Annotated in this window: 11 protein-coding genes; 3 read left to right on the top strand and 8 right to left on the bottom strand. The window is 53.7% G+C overall.

The window, feature by feature from the left end:
• Positions 1-100 precede the first annotated feature (100 nt).
• Positions 101-433 carry a YkvA family protein gene (locus AC5TBW_RS06840; protein ID WP_495511341.1) on the bottom strand — a complete coding sequence of 111 codons (333 nt, stop codon included), beginning with the start codon at positions 431-433 and terminating at the stop codon, positions 101-103.
• Between the two features lie 135 nt (positions 434-568).
• Between AC5TBW_RS06840 and AC5TBW_RS06835 the strand changes: the two genes are divergently transcribed.
• Positions 569-2,518, top strand: a complete 1,950-nt coding sequence (locus AC5TBW_RS06835; RefSeq protein ID WP_495511340.1) for a transglycosylase SLT domain-containing protein — start codon at positions 569-571, stop codon at positions 2,516-2,518.
• Between the two features lie 38 nt (positions 2,519-2,556).
• On the opposite strand, the gene AC5TBW_RS06830 is transcribed toward AC5TBW_RS06835, so the two are convergent.
• Complete coding sequence (locus AC5TBW_RS06830) at positions 2,557-3,213, bottom strand: LysE family translocator (RefSeq protein ID WP_495511339.1); 657 nt, start codon at positions 3,211-3,213, stop codon at positions 2,557-2,559.
• Positions 3,214-3,348: 135 nt separating this feature from the next.
• Here AC5TBW_RS06830 and AC5TBW_RS06825 point away from each other — a divergent pair, with 135 nt between their 5' ends.
• Positions 3,349-3,552, top strand: coding sequence for a cold-shock protein (locus tag AC5TBW_RS06825; RefSeq protein WP_007114660.1), 204 nt, complete (start codon positions 3,349-3,351; stop codon positions 3,550-3,552).
• Between the two features lie 64 nt (positions 3,553-3,616).
• Here AC5TBW_RS06825 and AC5TBW_RS06820 read toward each other — a convergent pair whose 3' ends face one another.
• From AC5TBW_RS06820 to AC5TBW_RS06805, 4 genes are all read right to left on the bottom strand, one after another.
• Positions 3,617-4,381, bottom strand: coding sequence for a hypothetical protein (locus AC5TBW_RS06820; RefSeq protein WP_495511338.1), 765 nt, complete (start codon positions 4,379-4,381; stop codon positions 3,617-3,619).
• Positions 4,382-4,425: 44 nt separating this feature from the next.
• Positions 4,426-5,385, bottom strand: coding sequence for a lipid kinase YegS (gene yegS, locus AC5TBW_RS06815; protein ID WP_495511337.1), 960 nt, complete (start codon positions 5,383-5,385; stop codon positions 4,426-4,428).
• A gap of 38 nt (positions 5,386-5,423) precedes the next feature.
• Positions 5,424-8,054, bottom strand: a complete 2,631-nt coding sequence (gene pepN / locus AC5TBW_RS06810; protein WP_495511336.1) for an aminopeptidase N — start codon at positions 8,052-8,054, stop codon at positions 5,424-5,426.
• Between the two features lie 69 nt (positions 8,055-8,123).
• A complete protein-coding gene (locus tag AC5TBW_RS06805; protein WP_007114656.1) occupies positions 8,124-8,609 on the bottom strand; it encodes a YajQ family cyclic di-GMP-binding protein in 486 nt (161 codons plus the stop codon).
• A 253-nt stretch (positions 8,610-8,862) separates the two neighbouring features.
• Here AC5TBW_RS06805 and cobO point away from each other — a divergent pair, with 253 nt between their 5' ends.
• Entirely contained in the window at positions 8,863-9,462 is a 600-nt protein-coding gene (gene cobO / locus AC5TBW_RS06800; RefSeq protein WP_495511335.1) for a cob(I)yrinic acid a,c-diamide adenosyltransferase, read from the top strand.
• A 65-nt stretch (positions 9,463-9,527) separates the two neighbouring features.
• Here the strand turns inward: cobO and AC5TBW_RS06795 are convergent, their stop codons facing one another.
• Complete coding sequence (locus tag AC5TBW_RS06795; RefSeq protein ID WP_495511334.1) at positions 9,528-10,823, bottom strand: adenylosuccinate synthase; 1,296 nt, start codon at positions 10,821-10,823, stop codon at positions 9,528-9,530.
• Positions 10,823-12,019, bottom strand: a complete 1,197-nt coding sequence (locus tag AC5TBW_RS06790) for an ATP phosphoribosyltransferase regulatory subunit (RefSeq protein WP_495511333.1) — start codon at positions 12,017-12,019, stop codon at positions 10,823-10,825. The genes AC5TBW_RS06795 and AC5TBW_RS06790 overlap by 1 nt, the downstream gene beginning before the upstream one ends.
• Positions 12,020-12,145: the final 126 nt, after the last annotated feature.

Genomic DNA, 12,145 nt, shown 5'->3' with positions numbered 1-12,145 from the left:
CTGCTAATAAATGCAGCAGAGGCATAGAAAGGTTTCGTGAAGCAGATATGGGGATAAGCGGCGCTTTTTCAAGCAGCGGGGAGGTAAGAAACCAAATCGGTTAAGAAGGCGTCATATCAGGGTCGCTATATTTCCATGCCCGGTAACCCTCTAAGCGTTGGTCAATCCGATTTAGCAACCAGCCAACGATCAACACATCATCCACAACGCCAATCAGCATTAAAAAATCGGGGATCAGATCAAATGGCATCACTAAATAGGCCAAAGCTAACGCCATCATGCCAAATGCTGACCAAGGGATGGGGCGAAAGTCACCACGGATAACGTCGCGAGTCATGGGAACGAACAGTTTTAATGCGCGCACAATACGTTTTGTCGCCCAAACACGGGATTTGAGTCGACGCAGGAACCACCAAGTGGATAATGGGGCCATCGTAATTAAATCCTCCGAGTATCTGGGCTGTCAGATCATGGCTGTTACCATTCGTTCAGTATAACGGTGACTCAGTAATTTCTTGGTATTAATTCCCCAGGTTTAAATAGAGCTAATTGATAGAGAGTGTGCACTATGTTGGTTTCGCCATTTCGCCATACCGCTCGTGTGCTATGTACAGCACTACTGGCAGGCATACCCGCCTTTTCATGGGCCGCTTCGGACAGTGAGCTACGCGATGCTCTCGCGGCAGCAAGAGATCAGCAGTGGCAGCGGGTTGACGTTCGCTCAATAGAAAGCCACCCACTGAGTGGCTACGTGGAGTATCACCGGCTGAGAGGGCAACTACCGAACGTGTCTCCTGACAGCGTTCAGCGCTTTATTAATCAATACGCTGATTCGCCCTTGTCGGGCTGGATGCGTGGCCAGGCGATAGCTAACTATGGTCATGCAGGTAGATATAGTGACTTACTGGCCGTCGCTAATGGCGAGCCTGCCGGTACGGCGCGCCAGTGCTACTACTATACGGCGTTGCTCGACTCTCAACCACAGCAAGCCAACGCGGCGGGGCTCAATCTTTGGCGGACGGGTAGCTCCCAGCCAAATGCCTGCGATCCGCTGTTTGACCGCCTGCGTGCCAACGGCACCATTGATGCCACGGCAATTTGGGAACGCAAGATGCTGGCTTGGCAGTCGGGCGAATCAGGCCTTTCAAACTACCTTGACGGGTTGTTAAGCGGACAGTGGCAAACTGCCCTGGATACCGTGGACAGTGTAACCGAACGCAGCAGTGCCATTACTCAGGCGCCCACCTGCCTGGGCCCGGAGTGTGCCGCAACCGCCAGCTTTTACCGGGCGGCCATGCAGCGTTTTACGCGTGAAGATACCCCCGCTGCGTTTGTCGCTTGGCAGACACTATCACCACGCTTGACCCTGCTGCCCAGTGACCGTGCAGCCATTGAGGAAGAGCTGGCATTTTATGCCCTGGTCCGCGATGTACCAGGCACGCTCAACTGGGTCGATAGCGTGCTGCCTACACTTGAAAGCGAGCGCGTCTCAGAGCTTCGCGTTCGCTATGCCCTGGCAAACCGAGACTGGAACGGCGTACTCCACTGGATTGCCGAAATGCCAGCGACCCAGCAAGAAAATAGTCGTTGGCAGTATTGGCTGGGACGCGCTAATGCTCAGCTTGGCAATCAAGCAGCCGCCGAAGCGCGTTACCGCCAAGCGGCTACGGATCGCAGTTTTTATGGATTTGCTGCGGCAGAAAAAATTGGACAGCCCTACCAGTTAAATCTTGAGCGTAATCACTTTGACGAAGCGTCGCGCCAGCGCATAGCGCAACTACCCGCCGTTCAGCGTACCGAGGCATTACTTCGCATTGGTGAAGACGGGCTTGCTAATAGCGAGTGGCTGCATGCGGTGCAGAGTGGCTCTCCGCAACAGGCACGTGCATTGGCCGATTATGCCGCTCAGCAGCAGTGGCACGCACGCCTGGTGCAAACGACCATTGCCGCCGAGATGTGGGATGCATTGGATTGGCGTTTCCCGCAAGCCTACCACGATAGCTTTCAGCACTGGGGGCGGCTGACCGGCGTAGACCCATACCTATTGATGGCCATTACCCGGCGTGAAAGCGCTTACAACCCCAATGCCCTGTCCCCCGCAGGTGCGCGTGGACTAATGCAGTTAATGCCCGGCACCGCTACCCAGGTTAGCCGCGAACTCGGCATTAGCGACCCAGGCCCCTACGGTGTGCTTGATCCAGAGCTCAATATTCGTCTGGGTAGCACCTACTTACGCGATAAGTTGCAACGCTATCAAGGCAATCGACTGGCCGCCGCAGCGGCTTATAATGCCGGACCAGGCCGCGTCGATCAGTGGCTAGGTGATGGTGTAGAGGCTTTTGACCTATTTGTCGAAAGCATTCCTTTCCGCGAAACGCGCGACTATGTGCAGGCAGTGCTTAGCTATCGAGTCATTTTTGAAAGTCTCGCCAACGGCGGCAATAGCGAAGGTGTTTCACTGCTTAGCGATAACGAACAGCAAGTGCGCTACGACCGAGCACTTCTTGCTCGCCGTTAAGCTCTACTCTCCATAACGCACCACCGGCGCCCGGTTCATTATACCGGGCGCTGTGTTAGTGCCAGTCGAATACCAAACACCACTAGCACGGCTCCCGTAGTGGCATTCAAGGTTTGCGCAAAACGTGCGTTGGCCAACCACTTACCTGCACTACCGACCATCAAGACCACGCTGATTTGCCACACGTTGGCAATCATAAAGTGCACCGACGCCAACCAAAGGGACTTCAACAAGGCGGGGTCACCTGGGGCAATGAACTGCGGTAAAAAAGCCATATAGAAGACGACCGTTTTAGGATTCAGTACGTTGGACAAAAATCCCTCCTTCACGGGTTGCCATCGAGAGACAGGAGGCGCGCCTTTTAGCATGCCATTAACGGGCAGCGGCTGCCCACGCCGTGCTGCCAACAAGCTGGTGACACCTAGCCAAATCAGATAGCCCGCTCCCACCAGCTTCAACATGTGAAATGCCCAGGCGGATTGCAGCAGGATAAGCGAGATACCCAACGCAGAAATTGTGGCATGTACAAATAGACCGCTACAGATCGCCATACTGGTAGTAATCCCATCACGAATGCCACCACGCGCCGTATTACGAATCACCAGCAGCGTGTCGACGCCAGGGCTAATCGTAAGCAACGTGATCGCCACCAGAAAGGAAATAAACTGCGCATCAACAAAACCCAACTGCATCATTTGTGCTTGCTCGCAAAGAAATAAAAAATCTTAGGTATGTGGCTGGACGACAGCCGCGTTTGCATCTAGAGTAATTGTAGCGGGTGGACAATTGAGTTGCCCGTTTGAATATTAAGCACGTTAAGGAAATAGAAAATGGCAACTGGCACAGTTAAGTGGTTCAACGATACTAAAGGCTTCGGCTTCATCTCTCCTGATGATGGCGGAGACGATCTGTTCGCCCACTTCTCCGAAATTCAAGCTGAAGGCTTCAAGACCCTGCAAGATGGTCAAAAAGTCAGCTTTGAAGTGACTCAGGGTAAAAAAGGCCTTCAGGCTTCCAACATCCGCCCTGCTTAATTGCAAACGGATGGACAAAGGCCCGCTAACGCGGGCCTTTTTTATGGGCAATCGGTAACCCCACTTACCTCTCGCTATTATTTTCTACACCTTCGCTGTCGTCACTGTTATCGAGTTCAACGCGGTCATTCTCGTTTGCATCAATGGTTGGTCCAGTATCCATTTCACGGCTCTCCAACTCTTTAAACTGCTCCTCAAGCCGCTGTTGCGCTTCTTCAAAGCGACGCTCTGTATCTTCGATTAAGGCATCGACGTCAGTAGCTTCACGATCATCTTGCAAAGGCGTCCTTTCTGGCAAGCTACTCTCATCGTCCCAACTAGACGAAAAATCTTCATTTTCCATTGGCTCTAATGTGGGAGTCTGCTGCTCGACCTCTTGAAACTGTTCTTCAAGTCGCTGTTCTGCCTCTTCAAAACGACGCTCGGTTTCAGCAATCATTTCGTCTACGTCGGAACGGGTTGCCTCACCAGGCATTGCGCTCTCTTCATCGAGTGCATCGTCAGGGTCGGCCGCCAGGGTATCTTCTCCTGCCTCCACCGACGCAGCGTCAGCAGCAGGAGCGCTCTCATTTTGACTGCTGCCCTCCTCTCTTAGCGCTTCAGCACGCTCACGCTCATCAGCAGCCTGTCGTGCTTCGATTTCATCCTCTACTTGTTCAGGGCTGGACATTTCAGCCGCGGCTGGGGCCTCCTCTTCGCGTACTGCCTGATCATCCGTAACCTCAGAATTATCATCGGGCGTTACGGTAGGATCTTCCTGAGAGTCCCCGCAGGCACTCAGCAGTAGCGCCAAAACGCCAACTGCAGGTATCCAAACGCGATTTGCCATTAGATTCTGCTCCTTTATAGCGATAAACATTCAAGTCAATACGATTAAGACGGATTGCTTGAGGAGAGCAAGGGGCACTCCTCTGGCAGCAGTACACGCAGCGCAAGAGGCACTACCTCGGCGCAGAAATGGTCATAACAGCGCGCCTCGCCATCCAGTGTTAATGGCCAGGGCGGATCCCCCGCCTGAGTCGTCACCGTTAGTTGTGTCGTGGTGAAATAGCGAACAAACCGGCCATCATAGGGAAAGCTTTGTAACTCGCTAATCAGCTTGGTTAGCTCTGTCACTGAGCGAAAGTCTTTCACTAGCAGCACATCCAGACGACCATCATCCAGCTTTGCCCGTGGCGCCAGAACCTGCCCTCCCCCTGATTGGCGGCCATTGCCTAGTGCTAGCAATAGTAGCGACGCACTCTCCTCTTTTTCATCCCAATGCAGAGTGCCGCGGTAGCTACGGTGACGCCATGCCTTGAGCGCGCCCATTAACGAATATGCACCGCCCCCCAACAGTCGCTTGAGGGTTTTGGGGGTTGATGAAGTAATTTCCGCGCCAAAGCCACCGGTAGTCATATTCAGATAGTAGCTTGTCGCTGATTCACCGCCTGCACCGGCGGTCACACGGACAACGTCAATAGGATAGGCACTTAGCGCTCTTGCTGCGGCCAAGGCCGAGCCTGGCTCCAGTGGCAGCCCTACCGAGGTAGCGAAATCATTGGCGCTGCCTAATGGCACAATGCCCAACGCGGGGCGTCGGTCATGGGGCAAACGCATCAGCCCGTTCATGACTTCGCTAACCGTGCCATCACCACCACAGGCAATCACATGTGTAATCCCCATGCCGTCAGATTGCTCAGCAATATCAGCAGCATCGCCACCTTCCCAGGTGGAGCGGACAGTAATTTGCATCCCTGCTTGGCGCTGTTCATTGACGGCTTCACGCAATGCCGGATTACCGGCTGATTTACCATTAATAATAAGTAAATAGTGTTGCTGAGAGTCTGTCACCGTTGTTGTTCCTTTCCTTGGTTAACTGCTGCTGGCCACTATGCCAATGCTTTCTCGACCACCTCATATACATTTGAAGACAGCGGTTCCTGCTTAATACGCTCCAGCTGAGACCGCATTAAAGTCTGGCGGGTTTCATCAAAGCGCTGCCAGCGGGTGAGCGGCGTAATAAGCCGAGCGGCAATTTCGGGATTAAGCCGGTTAAGCTCAATGACCACATCGGCAAGTAATTGGTAGCCCTGGCCGTCCAAACGATGGAAATTAACCCGATTCTGCGCAAAAGCCCCGATAAGCGCGCGAACTTTGTTGGGGTTTTTAAGTGAAAATGCGGGGTGCTTCATTAAATACTGTACCCGGTCCAACACGTCCGACTGAGGGCGCGACACCTGAATAGTGAACCACTGATCCATTACTAACGGATCATGCGCCCACTTCTCACCAAAGGATTTCAACGCTGGCGAGGCCAAATCATCGCGATCACTATGCACCAGTAACGTAAGTGCTTGACGCACATCTGTCATATTGTGGTTGGCAGCAAATTGGGTTTCACATAGCGCCAGGCCCTGCTCATCCTCAATCGACATAAGATAAGATAGCGCCACGTTTTTCAGACTACGCTGAGCTATTTGCTCGGGTGTCGGCGCGTAAGGCTTTTCGGTCTCATTGGACTCATAGATAGCCAGAAACTCATCGCGCAGAGCAACGGCTAACGACTGACGGACAAATTCCCGCGCCGCGTGAATGGCATCAACATCCACAATGGGTTGCTGCTCGGCGATATACGCTTCAGAGGGTAGTGTCAGCATTTCGGCCAATACCGCCTTATCGCTCATTGAGCCACTCAAGAGCGCTTTAAAAGCATCCACAACACGGCTATCCATGACCTTTTCAACACCGTTGCGATGGGCGGCGATCAAGTCATCCAACGCTAACAGCACCAAACGCTGCCCCGCATCCCAGCGGTTGAAGCCATCGCTATCATGGGTCAGCAAGAAGGCAAGATCTTCCCGCGAATAGGGGTAGTGCAACTTCACTGGCGCTGAGAACTCGCGTAACAACGAGGGCACAGGGGCTTCAGCAACATCGGTAAAGACAAACGTCTGCTCGTCATCGCGCAGGTGAATGACAGCGTCTTTACCTATTTTTTCGCCATTCAGAGTTAACGTTAGATCTTGGCCCGACTTGGTTCCCACCAACCCCAAACGCACCGGAATATGCAGCGGGAGCTTATCAGGTTGGCCAGGGGTTGCAGGCGTGCGCTGACGCAGTGTTAGCTGATATTCGCCATGCACATAGTCATAATCCCCATGAGCATCGATATCCGGCGTGCCCGCTTGGGAGTACCAGCGCATAAACTGTCCCAAGTCTTCGCCAGAGACCTCCGTCATACAGCCTACGAAGTCCTCAATGGTCACTGCCTGCCCATCGAAACGCTCAAAGTAGAGGTCTGAGCCGCGACGGAAATTTTCCTCCCCGACTAAATTACGCAGCATGCGTACGATTTCGGCTCCCTTCTCATAAATGGTCAAGGTGTAGAAGTTGGTAATTTCGATAAAGTGGTCAGGGCGAACCGGGTGCGCCGTGGGGCCAGCATCTTCGGCGAACTGAGCAGTACGGAAAAAAGAGACATCCTGGATGCGCTTAACCGGCGCTGAGTTAGTATCTGCCGAAAAGCACTGGTCACGGAAGACCGTAAAGCCCTCTTTCAATGAGAGCTGGAACCAGTCGCGACAGGTGACGCGATTGCCCGACCAGTTATGGAAGTACTCATGGGCGACGATGCCTTCAACATTCTGAAACGAAGCATCGGTGGCGGTCTGGGGATGCGTCAGCACCGCAGCGGAGTTAAAGATATTAAGACCTTTGTTCTCCATTGCTCCCATATTGAAGTCATTGACGGCCACGATCATAAATAGATCCAGGTCGTACTCACGCCCATACGCCTGCTCATCCCACGCCATGGCCCGTTTCAATGAGGCCATGGCATGTTCGGTCTTATCCAGGTTCTCTTTCTCCACCCAGATCTGCAGGGTGACCTCACGCCCGCTCATCGTAGTGAAGTGATCTTCTACGCGATGCAGGTCGCCTGCCACCAGAGCGAACAGATAACAGGGTTTGGGGTGCGGGTCTTCCCAGGTGACAAAATGACGACCGCCTTCCAGCTCGCCGCGCTCTAACGGGTTACCGTTAGCCAGTAGTACCGGCTCACGCTGCTGATCGCCGATCACCGTGACCTTGAAGGTCGCCATGACATCCGGGCGGTCAGTGTAAAACGTTATTCGCCGAAAGCCTTCAGCTTCACACTGGGTGCAATACATACCGCTGGACTGGTAGAGCCCCTCTAACGCGGTGTTATCCTGCGGAGCGATCTCTACTTCGCTCTCCAACACAAACCGCTCGGGAACATCGGCGATACTTAGGGTCTCTGCCGTCACTTGATAAGCGGATTCACTCAGCGGCGCTGCATCAATTGACAGGGAGATGAGCTTTAAATGTTCGCCGTTTAACACCAGCGGCGCATTAGCGTCAGCCTCGGCATGTCGCTCTATCAACAGTCGCGCTTTCACACGGGTCGCGGCGGGGTCAAGATCAAACGTCAGCTCGGTATGCGTTATCCGGTAAACGGGTGGCTGGTAGTCGCTTAAATAAACCGGCTGCGGATCAGACATAATGCGTGACTCCTGTATAAAACGAATATTTATATAGTTAACACCGGGTGACGGCGGCGAGACTCCTGCTTAGTCGCGGAAGTTATCAAACTGGAGTGGCAAGTCCGGCCCCTCTTCGCCCCGTAGCAGTGCCATAACAGCTTGCAAATCGTCGCGTTTTTTACCCGTGACACGCACCTTCTCACCCTGGATTTGTGCCTGTACTTTGAGTTTGCTGGCTTTGATGCGTTTGACCACATCTTTGGCTTCCGCGGCGTCAAGCCCTTCCTTTAAAGCGACTTCCTGGCGCGCTTTGACACCAGAGAGTACCGGGTCTTGAACGTCCATACAGCGGGCGTCGATACCACGGGCGATAAGACGGGCTCGCAGCACATCGAGCATTTGCTTAAGCTGAAAATCAACTTCTGCCTCTAACTGCACTTTATCGCCTTCCAAAGTGAAGCTGGCGTCGACGCCTTTAAAATCAAAACGCGACTGCACTTCTCGGTTAGCTTGATCAACGGCGTTAGCACCTTCGTGCTTATCGAACTCTGAAACGATATCAAATGAGGGCATGATTTAATTCCTGACTAGACATGGCCATCTATTCTAGAGCAGCCAGCCCCCTAGGGGCCAATTCTGTTGTTTATCTCTTGTTCTTTTCGGCATGGAGGCGCGCTTTATTTAACCAAACCTTAGCCATCATCAGCATAAATCTATACAAAAGTTACCCATCTGGGTGTTCAAAAAGATGTTCAACCCTTGTTGGATGACTTAGGCTAGCGCGCAACCCCTACCATCTTTAATAACGTCACCTCCAGGAGACATCATGAGTGACCGCGATACCCGCCATAAAGCGTCTATGCAGAAGCTGAAAGCACGTGTAGATGAAAAAGTCGCTAGTGCCAGCGAGCAACGCGGCCTAATCATCGTCAACACCGGTAACGGCAAAGGCAAAACGACGGCTGCCTGGGGCACTGTCACCCGCGCCTTGGGTTACGGCTATAAAGTGGGTGTAGTGCAGTTTATCAAGGGGCTTTGGGAGTGCGGCGAGCGCAACCGATTGGAGGAGGATGCCAATCTAGACGTGGCGATAATGGCGACAGGGTTTACCTGGGACACGCAAAATCGCCAAGCGGATACCGATGCCTGCCATGAAGTATGGCGACAAGCTGAACGCATGCTGGCAGATCCAGAGACCTATTTAGTCGTGCTGGACGAAATCACCTATATGCTTAAGTTCGGCTACCTGGAGATCGCAACGGTCAAGCAGGCCCTGGAGAATCGCCCATCAGAGCAAACAGTGATTATTACCGGCCGTAACGCCCACCGCGAATTAATCGCCATGGCCGATACTGTGACCGAAATGCAGGAAGTTCGCCATGCCTTCAATAACGGCTTACAAGCACGCCGCGGCATCGACTTTTAATACAGCTTACACATGCAAAAGGGGCAACTCAGTTGCCCCTTTTGTGTGCTTAGCTTGACCCCTTATTAACTATCGAACGGGTTACGCAGCACGATGGTTTCCATACGGTCTGGACCGGTGGAGATGATATCAATAGAGGTGCCCACCTTCTCTTCGAGGTAGCTGATATACGCGCGAGCATTGGCGGGTAAATCTTCTACTCGCTTAGCGCCCAAGGTCGACTCTTTCCAACCGGGTAAATCTTCATAAAGCGGCTCAATAGCTTCAAAACCTTCTGAATCCACAGGGTTTTCCATCACATCACCATCTTTACTACGATAACCAATGCAGACACGGATATTTTCCAGACCGTCTAACACATCAAGCTTGGTCAAGCAGATACCGGATACCGAGTTGATTTGCACGGCATGACGTAGCGCGACCGCATCAAACCAACCACAGCGGCGCGCACGGCCTGTGGTCGCACCAAACTCATGACCACGTTCGGCAAGGTGGCGGCCATCAACGTCAAATAGCTCCGTGGGGAACGGACCAGAACCAACGCGGGTTGTATACGCCTTGGTAATACCGAGCACATAATCCAAATAGAGTGGACCAACACCAGAACCGGTGGCGACACCGCCTGCGGTAGTGTTCGAGCTGGTGACATACGGGTAAGTGCCGTGGTCGATATCCAGCAGCGAGCCTTGAGCACCTTCAAACAGGATGTTCTCACCCGCTTTTCGCAGATCGTGAACCATGCTGACTGTGTCGCAGACCATCGGACGAAGCTCTTCCGCCATCTGCATCGCGGTATCCAGCACTTCTTGGAAGTCGACTGCCGGTTCGCCGTGGTAATTCACCAACACAAAGTTATGGTAGTCGAGGACTTCGCCCAGCTTGGAAGCGAAGCGCTCGCGATGAAGCATATCACCCAAACGCAAACTACGGCGGGCCACTTTGTCTTCGTAGGCAGGTCCGATACCTCGGCCAGTGGTGCCAATTTTGGCAATACCGCGGGCCTTTTCACGGGCCTGATCCAGGCGCACATGGTAAGGCAGGATCAGCGGGCAAGCGGGAGAAAGACGCAGACGCTCACGAACCGGTACGCCTTTGGCTTCTAACTCACGGATCTCTTTGATCAGTGCTTCAGGTGAAAGCACCACGCCATTACCAATCACACAGGTGGTGCCTCGACGCAAAACGCCGGAAGGTATCAGGTGGAGAACTGTTTTTTCACCGTCGATGACCAGCGTGTGGCCTGCATTGTGGCCACCTTGAAAACGCACCACGGCGGATGCTGATTCAGTCAACAGATCAACGATCTTACCTTTGCCCTCGTCACCCCATTGGGTGCCCAGCACTACGACATTCTTACCCATTATGATGCACTCGTCTCTTGTGTCAGGGCCGTTGTCTGCCAACGACCATTGATAAGCTCAAGACGGCGGTCACACTCATGCTCCGCCGGCCCAGTACGCTGCCCAGGCAGCGCTTGAATCACGCGTTCTCCCTGCTCACGCAGTGCAACAATGGCAGCGTTGAGCGACTCATCTTGTTGGGCGGGGGCCCAAATACTACCCTGACTCGGGGATGCCAGCGCTAACGACGCCAGCTGCTTTAAATCCATCGAGAAACCGGTAGCGGGGCGAGCGCGGCCAAAGGCCCGTCCCGTATCGTCATAGCGCCCACCTTTAGCAAGCGCATGCCCATAGCCCGGCACATAGGCGGCAAACATCATACCCGTATGGTATTGGTAGCCGCGCAACTCGGCCAAGTCAAAATAGAGCGACACATCAAAGCGTGCCAGCACACCCTGATAGAGCGCATCCAACTGATCCAACGCTGCCGTGACCGAGGCAGGTGCGCCAGCAAAACGCTCGCGTGCCTGACTTAAAACATCCGCTCCACCATGCAGTTCGCCAAGCGCCAACAGCATGTCTGCTAGCGCCGGGTCACTGACACTACCGCCGACAAGCTGAGCTAGCTGCGTGGGCGATTTGAGCGCCAGAGCCTCAAACAGTGCGTTCTCTTGCTCAACGCTGAGCGCAGCGGCATCAACAAGGCTACGGTAAATACCGATGTGCCCAAGCGCTAAGTGGATCTCCTTCGCGCCCGCAGCTTCCATACTGGCCAGCGCCAAGTGAATAATTTCACTGTCAGCCTCAAGTCCGGCATGCCCAAACAGCTCAGCACCTACCTGCACCGGGCTACGCCCGCCTTGGTGCTGATCCGCCTTTGCACGCAATACGTTGGTGCAATAACAAAGGCGCACGGGCCCCTGCCGCTTTAGCGAGTGAGCATCCATACGCGCTACTTGAGGCGTTACATCAGCAGAGGCTCCCATCATGCGGCCGGTGAGCTGGTCGGTCAGTTTAAAGGTCTGCAGATCAAGATCTGTCCCCGTCCCTGTTAACAAAGAGTCCAGAAACTCCACCGGCGGTGGCATTACCTGATCATAGCCCCAGCAATGGTAAAGATCGAGCAGCGCACGGCGCAGCTCTTCCATGCGGCTTGCCTGAGGCGGAAGCACCTCATCCATGCCGTCGGGCAGTAGCCAGCGGTCAGCGATGGTCATGTGAACAATCCTGCAAGACGATGAAGGCCCAATAAACTCAAGCAGTAACGAAGCAAAATGATTGCCGACGCCAGCGTTAAATGAGGGCCACAAAAAAACCGGGCGACGCCCGGTTAATAAATTCTA

The sequence above is a fragment of the Vreelandella sp. ssv genome (genome assembly GCF_059448525.1).
The sequence above is the reverse complement of the archived record's forward strand: the minus strand, read 5'-3'. Positions and strand labels throughout refer to the sequence as shown.

Bases quoted from the DNA above. Each gene is read 5' to 3' on its own strand.
- AC5TBW_RS06840 (WP_495511341.1), bottom strand. From the start codon at position 433: ATGGCCCCATTATCCACTTGGTGGTTCCTGCGTCGACTCAAATCCCGT.
- AC5TBW_RS06835 (WP_495511340.1), top strand. From the start codon at position 569: ATGTTGGTTTCGCCATTTCGCCATACCGCTCGTGTGCTATGTACAGCA.
- AC5TBW_RS06830 (WP_495511339.1), bottom strand. From the start codon at position 3,213: ATGATGCAGTTGGGTTTTGTTGATGCGCAGTTTATTTCCTTTCTGGTG.
- AC5TBW_RS06825 (WP_007114660.1), top strand. From the start codon at position 3,349: ATGGCAACTGGCACAGTTAAGTGGTTCAACGATACTAAAGGCTTCGGC.
- AC5TBW_RS06820 (WP_495511338.1), bottom strand. From the start codon at position 4,381: ATGGCAAATCGCGTTTGGATACCTGCAGTTGGCGTTTTGGCGCTACTG.
- pepN (WP_495511336.1), bottom strand. From the start codon at position 8,054: ATGTCTGATCCGCAGCCGGTTTATTTAAGCGACTACCAGCCACCCGTT.
- AC5TBW_RS06805 (WP_007114656.1), bottom strand. From the start codon at position 8,609: ATGCCCTCATTTGATATCGTTTCAGAGTTCGATAAGCACGAAGGTGCT.
- cobO (WP_495511335.1), top strand. From the start codon at position 8,863: ATGAGTGACCGCGATACCCGCCATAAAGCGTCTATGCAGAAGCTGAAA.
- AC5TBW_RS06795 (WP_495511334.1), bottom strand. From the start codon at position 10,823: ATGGGTAAGAATGTCGTAGTGCTGGGCACCCAATGGGGTGACGAGGGC.
- AC5TBW_RS06790 (WP_495511333.1), bottom strand. From the start codon at position 12,019: ATGACCATCGCTGACCGCTGGCTACTGCCCGACGGCATGGATGAGGTG.